Below are 17,554 nucleotides of genomic sequence, written 5' to 3'. Positions count from 1 at the left end.
TCCTCGCAGCAGGCGATACCGGCAGCTGCCTTTTGACGGAGGAGAAAATGACCGATAGCCGCTCAGATCCGAAGGGACCCGATCTCGCCCTCGGAATAGCACTCGACGACCTTCCCGATGGAGGCAAGCTGGTTGGTCACAAAGACGGCGAGTCCGTGCTTCTCGTGCGTCGTGGAGCAGAGATATTTGCCGTCGCCGCCACCTGTTCGCACTATGGCGGACCGCTGGTCGACGGCCTGGTTGTCGACGACAGTGTTCGTTGCCCCTGGCATCATGCCTGCTTCGACCTGCGAACCGGAGAGGCCCTGCGCGCACCGGCCCTGTCGCCGCTCACGTGCTGGTCGGTCGAGCAGCGCGGCGATAGGATTTTCGTTGGCGAGAAACGCAAGAAATCGTCGCAAGCCTCGCGCGATAGCAATGCCGAGGTCTTGCCGGAAAGAATCGTCATCGTCGGCGGTGGCGCGGCGGCTTTTGCCGCGGCCGAAAGACTGCGGCGCGAACAATATCAGGGCGCCATCGTCATGATCAGCGACGACGAGGCGTTGCCGGTCGACCGCCCCAACCTCTCGAAGGACTATCTTGCGGGCAAGGCTCCCGAAGACTGGATCCCACTGCGCACGGAAGGCTTTTATGCCAAGAACGGCATCGAGGTACGCCTCGGAACGAAGGTTGCCGACATTGATGTCCGCGCCAGAGAGGTCGTGCTCGCCGATGGCGGCCGGGTCGCCTTCGACAAATTGCTGCTAGCGACCGGCGCCGAACCGGTGCGCCCCAGCATACCGGATGCCAACCAGCCTCATGTCCACACACTGCGCTCGCTTGCCGACAGTCGCGCGATCATCGCGCAGAGCGGCGCGGCGCGGCGCGCTGTCGTGCTGGGCGCCAGCTTCATCGGCCTCGAGGTCGCTGCCGCGCTTCGGACCCGCGGTGTCGAAGTGCATGTCGTGGCGCCTGAGGAACGGCCGATGGAACGGGTGCTAGGTCCCCAGATGGGCGACTTCATCCGCGCCCTGCATGATGAACATGGTGTCGTCTTCCATTTGAAAGATACCGCTGCCAGCATCGGCGCCAGCGAGGTTTTGCTGACGAGCGGCAGCACGCTGACTGCCGACCTGGTCGTTGCCGGCATCGGCGTGCGCCCGCGGGTCGATCTCGCCGAAAGAGCGGGGCTTACCATCGATCGGGGTGTCCTGGTCGATGCCTATCTGGAGACCAGCGCGCCGGGGATATATGCGGCCGGCGACATCGCGCGGTGGCCCGACCCCCACAGCGGCGAGAACATCAGAGTTGAGCATTGGGTCGTGGCCGAGCGGCAGGGTGCTACCGCTGCGCTGAACATGCTCGGACGCCGGAAGGAGTTCACGGATGTGCCGTTTTTCTGGAGCCAGCATTACGACATCCCGATCAATTATGTCGGACACGCCGAGAGATGGGACGCGATCGAGATCGAGGGCGACATTGCTGCGAAGGACTGCCTCCTGCGCTTCACGCACGGCGGACGCGTTCTGGCGGTTGTCACGATCTTCCGCGATGCGGAAAGCCTCGAGGCAGAACTGGCGATGGAACAAAACAAGGCATAACGCGCGTAGTGGCTCTATGCCAACCCGCATCTCTCCTGTCGAAAAATAGCGCCGTGGAGTTGATCCATAAAGCACCGTGTGGCTGCCGACGTGAGCGTCACGCGCGCGGCTGTAATGGCTGCCAACGGCATCACATGTCGATCCAGGCGCCCGACCTGCAGTGCAAGATGGGGCTTTTCCGTCCCGCGACAGCGAGGTGCCCTGAGTTGACAAATGGCTGACTGCCCATAATCTGCGCGTACGCCTTTTAGATCGCCGTTTTTTTTCGTGGTGAGGTTCATGCCCATGGCAAAGTGCATGAGACGATTTCTGCTGGCGAATGTTGCCCTTTGGCTTTCCGCGATCGCGGCGGGCGCTGCGACGCTCGATACGGTCACCCAGCGCGGCAGTGTGCGTATCGGCTACATTACCGACGAGGCGCCCTTTTCCTCCGTCAAATCGGGCGCCGATCCGATGGGATATGCCATCGACCTGTGTGGCAAGATCGCCGACGAAATAGAGTATCGGGTTCCGCAACTGAAGCGCGAATACGTTGAAATGACGCTCGCCAACGGCTTCGATGCAGTGAAAAACGGACAGATCGACCTGCTTTGCGGCGCGATCACAGTCAATTTGAAGAGGCGAGAAATCGTTGACTTCTCACAGCCAATCTTTCTGACGGGGGCGACCGCGCTGCTCCGCAAAGATTCGCCTAACTATCTGCAGACTCTTTTTCTCGAGAAGCCCGCTGTTCGCCCGGTCAGCCAGCGTGTCCCCTCCACACGCGTAATCGGGGTGCGGGCAAGCACAACAACTGGAACGACCCTGCGCGAGGCGTTGGCCATCCAAGCCTCGAAGACGAAGCTTTCCGATTTCGAAACGCACGAGGACGGGCTTAAGGCGCTGGAGGATCACAAGATTGACGCCTATATCGCCGATCAGGTGCTACTCATCAGCCTGGCCAAGAGGGCACGCGATCCATCGTCGCTCGAGATCGGTGATCGGCTCTTTACGCATGAACCCTATGCAATAGCGCTGCGTCGCGACGACGCCGACTTCCGCCTGCTGGCCGACCGTGCGTTGACGGCATTCTATCTGTCGGACGATTTTCTGCCGCTGCTGGAAGGCTATTTCGGATCCGAGTCGCCGATGCTGCACACGCAAATCATCATGGAGCATGTTCCCGATTGATTTTAATCACCTCAATCAAGGGATTACACAAGCAGCTGCACCGCCTTGCGGAACGACCGACCGCAAAGGGGTATCCTGATGCCTAATGCCCGCCGCGCCCGAGAAGATGGGCAGCCAACCGCCAGGTGTGATGCGCGATTCGGTCGAGTCGTCGAGCGGCGTCGATCCGCGCGAAGGCACTTGCAGCTACCAGCTCTCCCGGTGCAACCGAGGCAAGAGTTGTCGCGCGATGGTCCTGCTTCAGCGCGCTGAGTTCTTTTGCCGCCCGTTCGGCTTCCAAAAGCGTCGCGGCGACCTCGGGTGACACGCTCCAACCGATAGCCGCGGCCTGCGCGCTGAGGGCGGTTTCAGAAGTGATCGAGCGACCAATCGCTTCGGCCGCGATCATCACACGTGCGCATAGCTCGGTCGCGCGGCTTTCGAGAACGGCTTCGACCGGCCGGCCGGGGAGCTCCCCCTCCTCCAGGACCTCCGCAAGGCGCGAAGCGTGATCCAGCGCGTGCAGCATGCTCGTCATGCGCAACCGCTCATCCTCAGTCTCGGGCGGCTCCTTCAATTCGGAGAGAAAATCCCGTATCTCCGACAGCACAATGCCGGTCGAAACGCCTCCGGTCGCAAGCCTCGTCGGGCCCGAGAGCGCAGCAGAAACCGAGGCAGTGTTCGTCGCGAGGACGTCCGCCAGGACGCGCCTGACCGTCTCGATCGCGATGACCGGACTGGCAAGGGCGCTTGGATCAAGCGCGCGCTGAACGGCTGTCTGCCTCGACGGCAACATACGCTCGACAACGCGGGTAAACCATTGCGTCGCCGGAAGCAGCACCGCAACCCCTACGACGTTATAGGCCGTGTGATAGGCAGCAAGCTGCGTCATCCCGTCGACCGACGCGGAAAAGCGTTTCATCAGTACAGTCGTGAACGGAAAGGCGATGATCGCGATAAGCGCCGCGATCATCTTGAACAGCACATAGGCCAGGGCGAGGCGCTTGGCCGTCGTGCTGGCGCCGATCGCGGCTAAGGCGGAACTCGTCGCCGTCCCGATATTCTGGCCGATGATCAGTGCTGCGCCTTGCTCCAGGCTCACTGCCCCGGCGTAGAAGGCGGAAATGGTCACGGCGATCGCCGCCGTCGAGGACTGCATGACCGCCGTCATCGCCAAGCCAACGCCGATCAGCATCATGAGGCCAGCCAAACCCGCGCCCCAGCTAACTCCCGGAGAACCAAGCACCGAGGGCAGATCGGACGGATGCAACGTCTCCGCCAGTCCCCCCATGCCCTGCTGCAGCGTCGTCAGCCCGTAAAGAATGAGCGCGAAACCCGCAAGCGCACTGCCCCCCGCCGCGATCCTCCCACCGCTCAGTAGCTTGGCCAGCGCTCCGATGAATATCATCGGCAGCGCGTAGGCTGAGAGCGAGACTCTCACGCCGATCAGCGCAACCAGCCATCCCGTTCCCGTTGTGCCGACATTGGCGCCGAAAACGAGCCCAAGCCCCTGCGGGAAGGTCAAGAGCCCGGCGTTGACGAGACCGATCGTCGTCATCGTCACCGCGCTCGACGACTGGACGAGCAAGGTGACGACAGCGCCCCAGAAAGCGCCGGAGAGCGGCGTGGCGACTGCCGCGCCCAAGGCGGTCCGTAACGCCGATCCCGCCAATGCCTTGAGGCCCTCGGTCATGACTGTCATGCCGAGGAGAAAGAGCCCAATTCCACCGAGAATGGCAACCGCTGTCGACATCGGCGTTTGGCTCCCTTCGCTTCGCTCTTTATCTCTTCAAGCTAATAGGACCAACCGCGCCGTGCAAGCGGGCTTGGAATGCCCTTCCCTTGGGTGAGTGAGCGCACGGGAAAGCCAACGCGCGGCCTTCGATTCGGTGCTTATCTTTTCCGAATCTGATCCGCGGCGGCCGGCCTCCCCCCTTGCCTCTCCTTGCCGTAAGAGGATGCTTCTTCGCCAGTTGTTGCGACTCAGCGGCTTGCAAAAAACCTGTTGACGGGCCGAGATAGGCCAAGGTGTTCACGTAGCGTCGCACCCTCGTATTCCCTCCTGAAAACGCCTCGTCGCTGCAGCTCGGGTACAAGCCGATCAACGACATCGTCGAGACCTTGGGGAAGGTAGGGGAAGACGATGTTGAAACCGTCGCTGCCGCGTGCCGTCAGCCATTGCGCCATCTCATCGGCGATCGTTTCCGGCGTTCCTACGAAGGCAAGGCCCGCGTAGCCCCCATAGCGCTGCGCGAGCTGCCGAACGGTCAACTGCTCTTCCTGGGTGAACTTCAGCACTTGCGCGCGGCCGGTCTTGCTGGCGTTCGTCTCGGGTATCTCAGGCAGCGGCCCGTCCGGATCGAAGCCGGAAGCATCATGACCAAGGGCGATCGAGAGCGAAGCGACGGCGCTGTCATAGTGAACGAGGCTGTCGAGCAGCGCCCGTTTCGCGCGCGCCTCCTCAATGCTGTCGCCAATGACGATGAAGGCGGCCGGCAGGATCTTGAGGCTATCAGGATCGCGGCCGACGGCGGCCATCCGCTCCTTGATATCGGCATAGAGTGATTGCGCCGCCGGGAGATCGCGCGGCGAGCAGAAGACGACTTCGGCTGTCTCGGCGGCAAGCTGGCGGCCCGGCTCAGACTGCCCCGCCTGCACGATCACCGGCCATCCCTGAGGCGGGCGGGCAATATTGAGCGGACCGCGCACACTGAGCTCCTCGCCCTTGTGATTGAGGACATGCATTCTGGCCGGGTCGAAAAACTGGCCACTTTCCACGTCGCGCGTAAATGCGTCGTCGGCGAAACTGTCCCAGAGGCCGGTGACGACGTCGTAAAACTCGCGGGCGTGGCGATACCGTTCGCCGTGTTCGACATGCTCATCGAGGCCAAAATTCAGCGCGGCGTCGGGATTAGCCGTCGTCACAATGTTCCAGCCCGCGCGCCCGGCGCTGATATGGTCAAGCGAGGCGAAGCGGCGCGCAACGTGATAGGGCTCGTCGAAGGTCGTCGAGGCTGTCGCAACGAGCCCGATCCGATCGGTGACGGCGGCAAGCGCCGACAGCAGTGTGAACGGCTCGAAGGAGGTTACCGTCTGGCTCCTCTTCAGTGCCTCCAAAGGCATGTTGAGCACGGCCAGATGATCAGCCATGAAGTAGGCATCGAACTTCGCCGCCTCCAGCCTTTGCGCAAACTCCTTTAAGTGCTTGAAGTTGAAGTTCGCGTCCGGGTAGGCGCCGGGATAGCGCCAGGCTCCGGTATGCAGACTGACGGGGCGCATGAAGGCGCCGAGATGCAATTGTCGCTCGTGTGCCATCAAGTCGTCCCGCCTTATGCCTGCCCGTGCCCGCCGACTACGCCTGCGGCTGCTTGGTCTTGCGCAGGTACGGCAGCACCGTGTCAAACGATCCGAAGCGCGTTACCGCGTCCTCGTTGGAGACGGAAGCCGTGATGATGACGTCATCGCCCTGCTGCCAGTTCGCCGGCGTCGCGACCTGATGCTTTGCCGTCAACTGAATGGAGTCGATCGCGCGGAGGATCTCGTTGAAGTTTCTCCCCGTCGTCATCGGGTAGGTGAGGATCAGCTTGATTTTCTTGTCCGGGCCGATGATGAAGACGGAACGAACGGTTGCGTTGTCAGCTGGCGTGCGGCCTTCCGACGTTTCTCCGGCTCCAGCCGGCAGCATGTCGTAGAGCTTGGCAACCTTCAGGTCCTTGTCGCCGATCAATGGATAGTCGACATCAAAGCCGGTCGCCGTCTTGATATCGCTCTTCCACTTGCTGTGGCTTTCCACCGGATCGACGGAGATGCCGATGATCTTGGCGCCGCGGCTGCGGAATTCGGGCTCCAGCCCTGCCATCGCCCCAAGCTCGGTCGTGCAAACCGGCGTGAAGTTTTTCGGATGCGAGAAGAGTACGGCCCAGCCGTCACCGATCCAGTCGTGGAACTGAATGGGACCTTGTGTGGTGTCGGCGGTGAAATCAGGGGCAATATCGTTGATGCGGAGGCTCATGAGTAGTGACCTTGTTGGAAATGGCGCTGGTGTTCAATGACAGGCGATTCTGTAGTCGTTTTCTGGCACTGTTCAAGCACTTGTGCCACGATGCCGGTGATCAATGGCCGCAAAGTTCGCGTGCCGGCCAGTTGCCTCGTCGATGACATCGACTACCACGCGGATGAGGCCCCTCTACCAAGAGACGGCTTTTTCGGCGGTATCTTATCGAGATGCCGCGTTCTGGCTTTCAGGGTTTCGAAGGCACGGTAGCCCCCCGGCCACCGGCCATAGCCGCTGGCGACATTGACGTGCCCGGCCAAACCGGCATTGCGAAGCTCGCTGCCCCAGAGACGGGCAAACAGTGTCAGCCGATCGAGCGACATGTAGTGATCGTTCAGGCTGCCGACGACGATACTCGGAAACGGCAGCTCGGCCGTCGGCATCGTACCAAACGCAATCTGCCCGGGATGCAGCTTCTCAGTCACCAGCAGGTCGCACGGCGCCACGAGCAGCGCTCCCCTCACCCGCGCCGCAGCAGGCCGCCCGGCAAGGCTTGCCGCGAGCAGACATCCAAGACTGTGAGCAACGATATAGGCTTCACCGGCATCTTCGAGCACGGCCTCGAGCCTCGCCCGCCAGACGCTGAGGTGCGGATGATCCCAGTTGTCCTGCTGGACAAGGCGACTTTCGGGATGGTCCCGCAGCCATGCGGTTTGCCAGTGCGCATCTTCTGATCCGAAGAGCCCGGGAAGCATAAGTACTGGCGCCATCATCAATCCTTATCCGCATTGTGTGAAGGAGTATCTGTTCCTAGAGAACGCCGAGGGTGATGGCGAAGAGGAACCCGAAGGCGAACACCGTCGCCGCGGAAGCAGCCACATCCGCCGCGGCATCGGCAAGCCGGCTACGCGGAGCAATATGGCGAGCATCGAAAACGGCCATGACGATCCCTCAATACCAAGGCGCCGGAGACGAACTCCAATAGTAGATTTCATAGTCGCGTGCCGTCAGTTCGCCGTCGCCATGCGGCTCAAACCGTGGTGCGACTGCCGGTTGGGAAAGTCCGATGAGGACCATCGACCGGAACCAAAGAAGAAGAGACTGCATCATCGTTTTCTCCTTGCCCTACCTCAGATCAGCTGGTTGCGCCTCGCATTCGAAAGCAGGTCCGCGGCACTGGCGACCGGGCCGAACAGCATCAGCAGTCGATTTTGCTCGCGCATCGTCAGCCGATAGCGACGCGCAAAGTCGAAGACGCTCCAAAGCTCGCTCCCCATCGCCCGTTTCTCCGAACTGTCCATGCCACCATTCCGCCAAATCTCATTCGGCCGCCTGAAGCGAGGCCCTTGCCGACGGGACGAAAGAGAAGGCAGCGAGTTCATCGACGACAGAACCGATGCGGCCAGACAGCGCCTCCGAAGCGATTTTGTAGCCGACGAAATCGCGGTCAGCGGCATAGACGGCCGTCGGCAACGTGTGGGCCATGAAGAATCCGAACAGCGGCCGCAGCTGATGCTCGACAATCAGGGCATGGCGGTCTCCGCCTCCGGTGGCAGAAATGATGATGGGCTTCGAGCGCAGTTCGCTCGGCTCGATTAGATCGATCAAGTGCTTGAACAGGCCGGGATACGAGCCTTTGTAGGTGGGCGAGCCGATGACCAGGACATCCGCCTTCACGATATCATCAAGAACCTGGCTGGCCTGTTCATCCAGGTCGCGACGCCAGAGCGCAGTGCCCAGCGACGGACCGACGTCCTTCAGATCGTAGATCTTGCTTGAAAAGCCGTAGTTTTCGGCAGCAAGCCCCACAATATGCTCGACCAGGGCATAGGTCTTGGACGGACGGTTAAAGCTACCGGCAATACCCACCAATCGCAGCGACATAGATCTCTCTCCTTTGTTGTTAGACCGAATATTGTCTATAAATTTTATGAACAAAAGAAATGACGTTCCGTTATCTAGGAGAACCGTGAAATTCGATGCCCTCGGACGCGCCGTCACGCAGCCTGGCTTCTGCAACTCTCCTAAGCTGTTGAACAGCAAACCTATGAGGCGGCAGAGAGCGACGGCCAGACTGTGTAATCGCGTGCGCCTGCTACGGCCCGGCCGTTCAAAAGTTCCAAGGTGTGCCGCAAGCTTTCTGTCTCGGCATACGCGTTTTTCTTGGAACCTTTGGCCGCGCCGCTCGTTGTGTGATTGCAGCGTTTGAAATCCGCGCTGCCGGACCAGCATCGCCTATGTAGGTTCGTCAAAAAGGCCCGGTGGTTTCTATCCCGCCGGGCTTTTCTTGGTCCCTTCCCCCGCTTTTCTCCTTCGATTGTCGTTCGTTTTGAACAACTTGCGGTCTCGAGCATTAACTATCGTCTGCAACCAGGAAACAACCCAATGACGATCACCGCCAAAGTTGCCGCCGCCCTATGCATGCTCATGGCACTGAGTTCTTGCGCAAACACGATCAAGGGCATTGGGCGCGATACGGCTAATACCGTCAATGCGACCCAGAACGCCGGCAATCGTGTAGCGAATGCTGCGTCCCGCTAATCTCGTTGATGGCTTCTCCGCCAACAACCGGACCCTGCATGCTTCCGGTCTGAAACCCGCCGAGACGCGTTTTTTGGTGGACAGCCTGAGCGCGTTCGAAAGGAGCGTTTCAATCTCTTCGCGTTAATCGACGGAAATAGCCGGCGGGCCTTGAAATCGCATCGATCGAAGCAAAGATTCGTCTGGATGCGATGGAGGCCTAGCCATGTCGAACTATAAAGAGGAAAGGCGGTTTCGGTGTCAGGACGACAGAGGAAAAACCTATGTCGTCATTCAGCAGATCAGGATTTCTGGCCAAAACGCGCCTTCGCCCAAGACCGACTATATGACCGAAGAAGGCGAGATCGTGAATCGACTCGATGAAGATCATTTTCTGCTCCTGCTCGATGGGCAGGTACTGCACATTCCCCATATCTCGGATACGGATCACTGAGCGGTGACGGCAACGACAGAAATGGCGCGCCGCTGACTCCAGGCGGTTGCTTTCGCTGCGTCTGCCGCCGACCAAACTCAACCGAATCATGATTCGGCGCGATCATCCGCATGACTGGGACATGAACGCCGGTTTCAGTGCGCATTCATTCGCCACATCTAATCTGCCCAACCATCAGCGCTCCGAAGCGTTGCGTTGAAAGATACAGATGGAGACCGATCATGAGAAAGCTAGTTGTTGCAGCCGCCGGACTAGCGACGCTGCTCGTAAGCGCACCGGCTTTCGCGGACGGCGTATACTTCGAGTTCGGCTCCGGCCCACGCTATTATGACGATCCGCCTCCGCCGCGCTACTATAGGCACGGCCCGCGCTATGCGTACGACGATGATGGCGATGATTATTATCGCCCGCGTTATGCGCGACAGGTGTGCTGGGACCAGCCCTACCAGAAAAAGAGCCATCACCACTACATCACCAAATACAGGACGGTCTGCCGCGACCGCTAACATGTAGTGCGGAAGGCAATGATGGTGCGCCCGGCGGCGCACGATCACCGGTTCCGCATCCTGCGTCCTTCCTTCCTTTTTCAACGAAAGCGCAAAAAGGTGATTGGCCCCGATGGTTAGGTTGCGATAGGACTTCGCGCATCATTGCCTGCCGCCGGAGTGCCTAAGTGTCGATTGCCGATATTTCCTTGTTGAGCGCCCTTTTTGCCGGCGCGCTGTCGTTCCTGTCGCCCTGCGTCCTGCCTCTCGTTCCCCCCTATCTCTGCTATATGGCCGGCATTTCCGTCGAGCAGTTTCGCGGTGGCAGCGCCGTTGCCGTTGCCCCGGACGCGCGGCGGGGCGTGCTGTTTTCGGCGCTTTTCTTCACACTCGGCTTCGCGACCGTTTTTGTGGCGCTCGGAGCTGGTGCATCCAGCATCGGCATGGCGCTTCGCCAGCATCTCGATCTCCTGGCAAAGATCGGCGGCCTGATCATCATCGTCATGGGTTTGAATTTCCTCGGAGTCTTCCGGATTGGAATTCTGGCCCGCGAGGCGCGCTTCCAGGGCAGCGGCAAGCCCGCGACGCTGACCGGTGCCTATATCATGGGCCTGGCTTTCGCTTTTGGCTGGACACCCTGCATCGGTCCGGTACTCGGTGCGATCCTTGGCGTTGCGGCCTCGCGGGAGACGGTTGGCTCAGGTGCTGGGCTGCTGGCCGTCTATTCCCTCGGCCTTGCCATCCCGTTCTGGATCGCCGCTGGCTTTTCCGGCGCCTTCATGAACTTCCTGACGCGCTTTCGCCGGCATCTCGGAACGGTCGAGAAAGTCATGGGCATATTCCTCGTCCTGACCGGCCTCGCCTTCATGTTCGGTTTCGTCAGTGACGTCGCAATCTGGTTCCAGCAGACCTTTCCAATCCTGATGAAAATCGGCTAAGCCGAAATCACCCTGCAGAAATTTGCATTTGGAATAGCCGTTGTTCGACATTGTCAGTCTGCTCCTGCCGTTCTTCGGCCTGATCCTCATTGGCTATATCGCAGGCAAGGTGACGAAGCAGCCGGCCGACGCGCTCGGCTGGATGAACACCTTCATCATCTATGCAGCGCTGCCGGCGTTGTTCTTCAAGCTCGTCTCACGCACGCCCTTCGAAGATCTGACAAGGATCGACTTCATCGCCACCGATCTCGCGGCAACCTATTCGATCTTCATTGCGCTGTTCGCGATCGGTCGCTGGATCCGGGGTAATTCGCTCGCCGACTGCACGATCCAGTCGTTTGCCGGCGCCTACGGCAACATCGGCTATATGGGGCCTGGCCTCGCTCTGCTGGCGCTCGGCCAAGCAGCGGCCGTACCGGTCGCGCTGATCGTCTGCCTCGAGAACGCGCTGCACTTTATCGTCGCGCCGGCGCTGATGGCAGCGGCAGGCGATGACCGGCGTTCCGCGGGACGGCTGGCGATCGACATTACTCGGAAAGTGGCCTTCCACCCCTTTATCCTGTCGACGGCGTTCGGCTTCGTTGCTGCCGCCTTTCACATCGATCAGCCGGCCGCATTCCAGCATTTCGTCGACTATCTCGCGCAGGCTGCCGCCCCCTGCGCTTTGTTTGCCATGGGCGTCACGCTGGCGCTTCGGCCGGTGAGGCGCATACCGGCCGAAATCGGCTATATCGTTCTGGCGAAGCTCATCGTGCACCCGATTGTCGTCTATCTCGCGCTGACCGCCATCGGTGGCTTCGAGCCGGTCTGGATCTATGCCGCGGTACTGCTTGCCGCCCTGCCGACGGCAACCAACGTCTTCGTCATCGGACAGCAATATGGCGTCTGGAAGGAACGCGCTTCGGCAACGATCCTGATCACGACGGCGCTTTCCGTCGTGACCGTCTCGCTCTTCCTGATTGCGATCAAATCAGGCTTTCTTCCGGCTTAGCTTTTCCTTGATCGCGCCGGGAATATCGCGGAACGAACGACCAGGCTCGATGCCCTCACGCATGACAATGCTGCGCAGTGGGGGGAGTGCCGACAGAATGTGCAGGCCGGCAGCGCGCATCATCTGCACAGGCAGGAAATCGGACAATAGCGAGCGATTGAGAAGATCGACGCTCGCGGTGCGGCTCATGATATCGGCGCGACGCTTCCGATCGAAACGGTCGCCGGCATCAGCCGCGATCGGCAGTTCGGGTCGCGTGCAAAGAATGTCCTGAAGCGCCATGACATCGCGCAGGCTGAGGTTCAGCCCCTGCGCGCCGATCGGCGGGAAGACATGCGATGCCTCGCCAATGAGGGCAATCCGCCCCTTGCCGGAGCGATGGGCCATCATGCCTGATAGAGGCCAGAGCTGCACACCTTCCTCGACGGTCACCTTACCGAGCAGTGACTGCATGCGCTCCTCGACGACATTGCTCAGTTCGACGAGCGAGAGTTCATTGCGGGCGACGGCATCCGATGGGTTCTGGACCCAAACGAGGCTGGAGCGATTGGCGGGCAGCGGCACCTGAGTGAAGGGTCCGCTTTCCGTATGGAACTCCGTCGAGATATTCTCATGCGGCAGCGTGTGTTCGAAGTTCAGCACCATGGCCGACTGCGGATAAGACCAGGTGCGAACGTCGATGCCGGCGGTTTCGCGCAGCTTCGACTTGCGCCCATCAGCGCCAACCGCGAACGTCGCCGACAGGATTTCGCCATCGGCAAGCGTGACCGTCACCGCCTCGGTGCCGATATCGATCACGTCCGCAAACGACGTAAAGCGCGTGATGTTCCCCTCACCGGCGATTGCGGTCTCCAGCACCCCCATCAAGGCTTTGTTCGGGAAATTGTAGCCGAAGGCCTCAAGATCGAGTTCGACCGAACGGAATGTGGTGATCGGCGCCCGCAGCAGGCGATTCGTGCCGTCGATGATGCGCATGGTGGAAAGCGGCGCGGCCGCTGGCCGCAACTTTTCCCACAAGGTCAACCTGTCGAGGAAACGGATCGATTGATCCATGAGCGCGGTCGTGCGCCGGTCCTGGCTCGGCGATGGCGGGGCAACGAGAGCCACGTTGCGTCCGCCGCGAGCCAAGGCGATGGCGGCGATCATGCCAGCAAGCCCGCCACCGATCACCGCGATTTCAAAAGTCTTCATTGCACCGTTCCGTCAATTCTTTGACGGCGATCCGGTGCTTATGCAGCCGGCTTCGCCTGACGGCGCCAACTATAGCCCTTGCCAGCGTCCGCGTCACGCACAGCCGGTTGATAATGATGCGGAATTCCCGGCAGGCGATGTTCCGTGAGGCGCTTTATCGCAGTCTCGTTGGTGACAGCGAAGCTGTCGATGCCGACCCGCTGCATCAGCGGAATCTGGTCGATCAGCACGTCGCCGACGGCGCGCAGTTCGTTGGTGTATCCAAGGCGGTCGCGCAGGAGGGATGCATGGCTGAAGGCCCGGCCATCGTTGAACGCCGGGAAGGCGACAGCGACGATCTCAAGCCGATAGAGGTAGGGCTCGAGCTTGCGAATATCGTCCGCCGGCTTGATCAGCACGCCGAAGCCGACCTCGTTGCTCTCGTCGGCCCTGGCGATCAGCTCGTCCAGGCCGAGAAGGGGCTTCTGCCCCTCGACTGCCTTCACCTCTTCAGTCTCGATCACCCAGGGATCGTTCTCTACGAAGCCGGTTTCTCTCCAGATCTTGGTCATCGTCCCCTCCCTACGCCGCTTCTGCCGCCGAACCATACAGCGCGTCCTTGAACGGCTGAGGACCAACGCGGCGATAGGTTTCGAGGAAGATCTCAGACGGCTCCTTGCGGATTGTCAGATAGGTGTTGACGATCGTTTCGATCGCGTCGGTCACCTTGTCAGGCTCGAAGCCGCGGCCGATGATCTCGCCGATCGACGTATGCTCGTCGCCCGAACCGCCAAGCGTGATCTGGTAGAGCTCAGCGCCCTTCTTCTCCACGCCCAGCAGGCCGATATGGCCGACATGGTGATGGCCGCAGGCATTGATGCAGCCGGAGATCTTGATCTTCAGCTCGCCGATCTCAGCCTGCCGATCCGGATCGCCGAAGCGCCGGGAAATTTCCTGCGCAACAGGAATGGAGCGCGCATTGGCGAGCGCGCAGTAGTCCAGCCCCGGACAGGCAATGATATCGGTGATCAGACCGGCATTGGCCTCGGCGAGGCCGATGGCGACGAGACCGCGATAGACCGCTTCGAGATCGGCGAGCGCCACATGCGGCAGGATCAGGTTCTGCTCGTGGCTGACGCGGATTTCGTCGAAGGCATATTCCTCAGCGATATCGGCAATGGCATCCATCTGGCTATCCGAAGCATCGCCCGGAATGCCGCCGATCGGCTTCAGGGAGATCGTCACCATGCCGTAGTCGGGATGCTTGTGCGGCTGCACGTTCTGCTGCACCCAGCGAGAGAAGGCCGGATCGGCCTTCTTCCAGCGAGCGAGATTTTCCCAGCCTTCGGCACGATCTGGCAGGGCCGGCGGCGCAAAATAGGCGGCGATGGCTTCGACATCAGCTTCCGGCAACTTCAGCTCGGAGTCCTTGAGTTCCGCGAACTCTGCCTCGACCTGACGCGCCAACTCTTCCGCGCCTGTTTCGTGCACGAGGATCTTGATGCGAGCCTTGTACTTGTTGTCGCGACGGCCATGCAGGTTGTAAACGCGCACGATGGCTGTCGTATAGGACAGCAGGTCCTCCTCCGGAAGGAAATCGCGGATCAGCTTGGCGATCATCGGCGTGCGGCCCTGGCCCCCACCGACATAAACGGCAAAGCCGATTTCACCCTTCTCGTTCTTCTTCAGATGCAGGCCGATGTCGTGGACCTGGATCGCGGCGCGGTCACGTTCGGCACCGGTGACGGCAATCTTGAACTTGCGCGGCAGGAACGAGAATTCCGGATGCACCGAGGACCACTGGCGCAGGATCTCGGCGTAGGGACGCGGATCCGCGATTTCGTCTGCGGCTGCACCTGCAAAATGGTCAGCAGTGACATTGCGAATGCAATTTCCCGACGTCTGCAGAGCGTGCATCTCAACGGATGCCAGCTCGGACAGCGCATCCGGGATTTCGGAGAGCTTCGGCCAGTTGAACTGCAGGTTCTGGCGGGTCGTGAAGTGGCCGTAGCCGCGGTCGTACTTGCGCGCGATATGAGCGAGCATCCGCACCTGGCGCGAGCTCAGCGTCCCGTAAGGAATGGCGATACGCAGCATGTAGGCGTGAAGCTGCAGATAGACGCCGTTCATCAGGCGCAGCGGCTTGAACGCGTCTTCGGCAAGCTCACCGGAAAGGCGGCGCTGCACCTGGTCGCGGAACTGCTCGACGCGCTCGGCGACAAAAGCGTGGTCAAATTCGTCGTAACGATACATCTGCTTCCTCAGACTGCGATGAATGCGGGGTCGGCGGGCTTGTAGCCCGGCGCGTATTCCATGGTTGGGCCCTGGGCACGAATGCGTTCGCGCAAGCGCAGCGGCCACAGCACGCCATTGCTCTCCTGAACCTCGACGACGGCTACGTCCACGACCTGATTGTCGGCATAGGACTTCTTGCCAATTGCTTCCAGCGTATCGACGGCTTCTGTATGGCGAGCAACAAGGGCTTCCTGCAGCGAGGTCACCCATTGGCCGTTGGCGTTCAGCCAGACGGCGATGCCATCCGTCAGTCGGTTGGCAGTCAGGACCTTGTCCACCATGTTCAGCTCCTTGCAAATTCCTCGGACCGGGCGCGTTCGCGCACGAGCGGTTCCGACAGTTCGAAATTGGCGCCTGCTACAGCATCGCCGATAATGACCATAACCGGGCCGGTCAACTCGTCACGGTGCTGCAGATCAGGAAGATCCCGCAGAATCCCATGCAACAGCCGGCGATTGGGACGGCTGGCATTCTCGATGACGGCGACAGTGGTTTCTGCCGGAAGGCCAGCCTGCATCAGGCGCTCGGCGACGGAAGCGGCGACGGTGCGCCCCATATATACGGCGATCGTTGCGCCTGAGACGGCGAGGCTTGCCCAATCCGGCAGGACATCACCCGTCAGATCGTGGCCGGTCGTAAAGACCAGCGAAGATGCCACGCCACGCAACGTCAGCGGTAACTCGAAATCGGCGGCGGCGGCGAAGGCCGAGGTGATGCCGGGGACCACTTCATAGGAAATGCCCGTAGCCCGCAGCGCCGCCATTTCCTCACCTGCCCGGCCGTAGACCAGCGGATCGCCGGACTTCAGGCGAACCACGCGCTTGCCTTCGCGACCGAGATATACGAGCAGATCGTTGATCTCTTCCTGCGACTTCGAATGGCATCCCTTGCGCTTGCCGACCGACAGGCGCTCGGCGTCGCGGCGGCCCATGTCGACGATTTCCTGCGGCACGAGGGCATCATAGACGATGACATCGGCCTCCATCATCACGCGCTGGGCGCGCAGCGTCAGCAGGTCCGCAGCACCCGGCCCGGCGCCGACGAGCCAGATGTGCCCCTCGACCTTCTCAGCGGACTGCAACAGGCTGTTGGCTGCACGACGCGCCTGCGGCAGGTTCTCGCTGGCGACAGCATCGGCGACCGCGCCGGAGAAGAAACGCCGCCAGAACAGGCGACGCGCAGCGCCCTTCGGCACGAGATGCTCGACAGTCTTTCGATAGCCGATGGCAAGGTCGGCCAGCCGGCCCAGCGTCGGTGCAAGAATTTGATCGACCTGTGCACGGATCATCTGTGCGAGCACGGGCCCGGCACCTTCGGTGCCGATAGCGACAGCGACCGGCGCGCGATTGACAAGAGCAGGCGTGAAGAAATCGCAGTAGTCAGGCTGATCGACGGCGTTGGCGGGCACCTTTTCGGCGCGCGCGGCCTCAACGATGGCGCGATCCTGCACCGCGTCTCCGGTCGCAGCAAAGACGAGTGTTGCCCCACGGACTTGCTCGTCCACAAAAACTGCGCGCACCGTCTCAATCCGATTGGCGATCAGATAGGCGTGGTAATCGGCCTCAGGATGATCGGTATAGGCAACAACCCGTGCCTGCGTGTTCAGCAGCAAACGAACCTTGGCGAAAGCCTCGTCGCCATTGCCGAAGACGGCCGCGATCCTGCCCTCGACGCGAAAGAAGGCAGGAAATACCGACAGTTGTTCAGTCTTGGGAGACATCATCAATCCATTTCGAAGTTGCCGGAATATGCACTCTCTGCCCAGGCAAATGAAGAAACAGAAATTCCAATGCCCGCGCGCACACGTATTCTTTTACTCGCTCTCTCAATGATTTGAGTAAAAGTCACCGGTGCGGCGCAGCGGACACACCTGCGTCTGCCGCAGCGCAGCAGAAAGGCTGTGACAAATCCCGCTCCCCGTCGAAATCGGCATTTGCCTCGCCTGCCGCTACCGGTAGAGTGCGGCTACCAAGGAGAA

General features: G+C 60.8%; 20 protein-coding genes. 7 read left to right on the top strand and 13 right to left on the bottom strand.

From position 1 onward, the window contains the following. The first annotated feature begins 47 nt into the window (after positions 1 to 47). Positions 48 to 1,580 (top strand): FAD-dependent oxidoreductase, encoded by a 1,533-nt coding sequence (locus AS026_RS34905; RefSeq protein WP_025658993.1) that lies wholly within the window; start codon positions 48 to 50, stop codon positions 1,578 to 1,580. A gap of 297 nt (positions 1,581 to 1,877) precedes the next feature. After that, entirely contained in the window at positions 1,878 to 2,750 is an 873-nt protein-coding gene (locus tag AS026_RS34895) for an amino acid ABC transporter substrate-binding protein (RefSeq protein WP_245307731.1), read from the top strand. 82 nt (positions 2,751 to 2,832) lie between these two features. On the opposite strand, the gene AS026_RS34890 is transcribed toward AS026_RS34895, so the two are convergent. The 8 genes from AS026_RS34890 to msuE form a co-directional block, all read right to left on the bottom strand. Continuing rightward, positions 2,833 to 4,482: a Na/Pi cotransporter family protein gene (locus AS026_RS34890; protein ID WP_062375437.1), complete on the bottom strand. Its 1,650-nt coding sequence runs from the start codon at positions 4,480 to 4,482 to the stop codon at positions 2,833 to 2,835. Between the two features lie 230 nt (positions 4,483 to 4,712). Further along, on the bottom strand, positions 4,713 to 6,044 hold the full coding sequence (locus tag AS026_RS34885; protein ID WP_062375435.1) for an LLM class flavin-dependent oxidoreductase: 1,332 nt from the start codon (positions 6,042 to 6,044) through the stop codon (positions 4,713 to 4,715). A 37-nt stretch (positions 6,045 to 6,081) separates the two neighbouring features. Beyond that, positions 6,082 to 6,741: a peroxiredoxin gene (locus AS026_RS34880; RefSeq protein WP_062375434.1), complete on the bottom strand. Its 660-nt coding sequence runs from the start codon at positions 6,739 to 6,741 to the stop codon at positions 6,082 to 6,084. 152 nt (positions 6,742 to 6,893) lie between these two features. Further along, complete coding sequence (locus tag AS026_RS34875) at positions 6,894 to 7,493, bottom strand: RBBP9/YdeN family alpha/beta hydrolase (RefSeq protein ID WP_062375494.1); 600 nt, start codon at positions 7,491 to 7,493, stop codon at positions 6,894 to 6,896. A gap of 40 nt (positions 7,494 to 7,533) precedes the next feature. Then, positions 7,534 to 7,665 (bottom strand): hypothetical protein, encoded by a 132-nt coding sequence (locus AS026_RS44075; RefSeq protein WP_280949572.1) that lies wholly within the window; start codon positions 7,663 to 7,665, stop codon positions 7,534 to 7,536. 9 nt (positions 7,666 to 7,674) lie between these two features. Next, positions 7,675 to 7,833 carry a hypothetical protein gene (locus tag AS026_RS42160; RefSeq protein ID WP_156932677.1) on the bottom strand — a complete coding sequence of 53 codons (159 nt, stop codon included), beginning with the start codon at positions 7,831 to 7,833 and terminating at the stop codon, positions 7,675 to 7,677. A 20-nt stretch (positions 7,834 to 7,853) separates the two neighbouring features. Continuing rightward, complete coding sequence (locus tag AS026_RS42555) at positions 7,854 to 8,024, bottom strand: hypothetical protein (RefSeq protein WP_167354930.1); 171 nt, start codon at positions 8,022 to 8,024, stop codon at positions 7,854 to 7,856. Between the two features lie 19 nt (positions 8,025 to 8,043). After that, positions 8,044 to 8,607, bottom strand: a complete 564-nt coding sequence (gene msuE, locus AS026_RS34870; RefSeq protein ID WP_062375432.1) for an FMN reductase — start codon at positions 8,605 to 8,607, stop codon at positions 8,044 to 8,046. Between the two features lie 501 nt (positions 8,608 to 9,108). Here msuE and AS026_RS34865 point away from each other — a divergent pair. From AS026_RS34865 to AS026_RS34845, 5 genes are all read left to right on the top strand, one after another. Then, entirely contained in the window at positions 9,109 to 9,264 is a 156-nt protein-coding gene (locus AS026_RS34865) for an entericidin domain-containing protein (protein ID WP_018858777.1), read from the top strand. A gap of 205 nt (positions 9,265 to 9,469) precedes the next feature. Further along, positions 9,470 to 9,697: a hypothetical protein gene (locus AS026_RS34860; protein ID WP_018858778.1), complete on the top strand. Its 228-nt coding sequence runs from the start codon at positions 9,470 to 9,472 to the stop codon at positions 9,695 to 9,697. A 221-nt stretch (positions 9,698 to 9,918) separates the two neighbouring features. Further along, on the top strand, positions 9,919 to 10,203 hold the full coding sequence (locus AS026_RS34855) for a hypothetical protein (RefSeq protein WP_025659001.1): 285 nt from the start codon (positions 9,919 to 9,921) through the stop codon (positions 10,201 to 10,203). 167 nt (positions 10,204 to 10,370) lie between these two features. After that, on the top strand, positions 10,371 to 11,120 hold the full coding sequence (locus AS026_RS34850) for a cytochrome c biogenesis CcdA family protein (protein ID WP_062375430.1): 750 nt from the start codon (positions 10,371 to 10,373) through the stop codon (positions 11,118 to 11,120). A 40-nt stretch (positions 11,121 to 11,160) separates the two neighbouring features. Next, on the top strand, positions 11,161 to 12,111 hold the full coding sequence (locus AS026_RS34845; protein WP_025659003.1) for an AEC family transporter: 951 nt from the start codon (positions 11,161 to 11,163) through the stop codon (positions 12,109 to 12,111). Here the strand turns inward: AS026_RS34845 and AS026_RS34840 are convergent. Genes AS026_RS34840 through cysG form a run of 5 tightly spaced genes read right to left on the bottom strand, consistent with a single transcriptional unit; the run spans position 12,091 to position 17,296 of the window. Next, complete coding sequence (locus tag AS026_RS34840; RefSeq protein ID WP_025659004.1) at positions 12,091 to 13,302, bottom strand: UbiH/UbiF family hydroxylase; 1,212 nt, start codon at positions 13,300 to 13,302, stop codon at positions 12,091 to 12,093. The genes AS026_RS34845 and AS026_RS34840 overlap by 21 nt on opposite strands. Positions 13,303 to 13,340: 38 nt before the next feature. Beyond that, positions 13,341 to 13,853, bottom strand: coding sequence for a DUF934 domain-containing protein (locus AS026_RS34835; RefSeq protein WP_062375427.1), 513 nt, complete (start codon positions 13,851 to 13,853; stop codon positions 13,341 to 13,343). Between the two features lie 10 nt (positions 13,854 to 13,863). Then, positions 13,864 to 15,534, bottom strand: coding sequence for a nitrite/sulfite reductase (locus tag AS026_RS34830; RefSeq protein WP_025659006.1), 1,671 nt, complete (start codon positions 15,532 to 15,534; stop codon positions 13,864 to 13,866). 8 nt (positions 15,535 to 15,542) lie between these two features. Then, positions 15,543 to 15,857, bottom strand: coding sequence for a DUF2849 domain-containing protein (locus AS026_RS34825; protein WP_062375424.1), 315 nt, complete (start codon positions 15,855 to 15,857; stop codon positions 15,543 to 15,545). A 2-nt stretch (positions 15,858 to 15,859) separates the two neighbouring features. Next, a complete protein-coding gene (gene cysG, locus AS026_RS34820; protein WP_062375492.1) occupies positions 15,860 to 17,296 on the bottom strand; it encodes a siroheme synthase CysG in 1,437 nt (478 codons plus the stop codon). Positions 17,297 to 17,554: the final 258 nt, after the last annotated feature.

The sequence above is a fragment of the Rhizobium altiplani genome (assembly GCF_001542405.1).
GTDB lineage: Bacteria > Pseudomonadota > Alphaproteobacteria > Rhizobiales > Rhizobiaceae > Rhizobium > Rhizobium altiplani.
This window is presented reverse-complemented; position numbering and strand designations above follow the sequence as displayed.

What these genes read in the sequence shown, in the direction of transcription:
- AS026_RS34885 (WP_062375435.1), bottom strand. Translation starts at nt 6,044, where the DNA reads ATGGCACACGAGCGACAATTGCATCTCGGCGCCTTCATGCGCCCCGTC.
- AS026_RS34875 (WP_062375494.1), bottom strand. Translation starts at nt 7,493, where the DNA reads ATGGCGCCAGTACTTATGCTTCCCGGGCTCTTCGGATCAGAAGATGCG.
- AS026_RS34880 (WP_062375434.1), bottom strand. Translation starts at nt 6,741, where the DNA reads ATGAGCCTCCGCATCAACGATATTGCCCCTGATTTCACCGCCGACACC.
- AS026_RS34860 (WP_018858778.1), top strand. Translation starts at nt 9,470, where the DNA reads ATGTCGAACTATAAAGAGGAAAGGCGGTTTCGGTGTCAGGACGACAGA.
- AS026_RS34840 (WP_025659004.1), bottom strand. Translation starts at nt 13,302, where the DNA reads ATGAAGACTTTTGAAATCGCGGTGATCGGTGGCGGGCTTGCTGGCATG.
- cysG (WP_062375492.1), bottom strand. Translation starts at nt 17,296, where the DNA reads ATGTCTCCCAAGACTGAACAACTGTCGGTATTTCCTGCCTTCTTTCGC.
- AS026_RS34855 (WP_025659001.1), top strand. Translation starts at nt 9,919, where the DNA reads ATGAGAAAGCTAGTTGTTGCAGCCGCCGGACTAGCGACGCTGCTCGTA.
- AS026_RS34830 (WP_025659006.1), bottom strand. Translation starts at nt 15,534, where the DNA reads ATGTATCGTTACGACGAATTTGACCACGCTTTTGTCGCCGAGCGCGTC.
- msuE (WP_062375432.1), bottom strand. Translation starts at nt 8,607, where the DNA reads ATGTCGCTGCGATTGGTGGGTATTGCCGGTAGCTTTAACCGTCCGTCC.
- AS026_RS44075 (WP_280949572.1), bottom strand. Translation starts at nt 7,665, where the DNA reads ATGGCCGTTTTCGATGCTCGCCATATTGCTCCGCGTAGCCGGCTTGCC.
- AS026_RS42555 (WP_167354930.1), bottom strand. Translation starts at nt 8,024, where the DNA reads ATGGACAGTTCGGAGAAACGGGCGATGGGGAGCGAGCTTTGGAGCGTC.
- AS026_RS34895 (WP_245307731.1), top strand. Translation starts at nt 1,878, where the DNA reads ATGAGACGATTTCTGCTGGCGAATGTTGCCCTTTGGCTTTCCGCGATC.
- AS026_RS42160 (WP_156932677.1), bottom strand. Translation starts at nt 7,833, where the DNA reads ATGATGCAGTCTCTTCTTCTTTGGTTCCGGTCGATGGTCCTCATCGGA.
- AS026_RS34890 (WP_062375437.1), bottom strand. Translation starts at nt 4,482, where the DNA reads ATGTCGACAGCGGTTGCCATTCTCGGTGGAATTGGGCTCTTTCTCCTC.
- AS026_RS34825 (WP_062375424.1), bottom strand. Translation starts at nt 15,857, where the DNA reads ATGGTGGACAAGGTCCTGACTGCCAACCGACTGACGGATGGCATCGCC.
- AS026_RS34865 (WP_018858777.1), top strand. Translation starts at nt 9,109, where the DNA reads ATGACGATCACCGCCAAAGTTGCCGCCGCCCTATGCATGCTCATGGCA.
- AS026_RS34905 (WP_025658993.1), top strand. Translation starts at nt 48, where the DNA reads ATGACCGATAGCCGCTCAGATCCGAAGGGACCCGATCTCGCCCTCGGA.
- AS026_RS34835 (WP_062375427.1), bottom strand. Translation starts at nt 13,853, where the DNA reads ATGACCAAGATCTGGAGAGAAACCGGCTTCGTAGAGAACGATCCCTGG.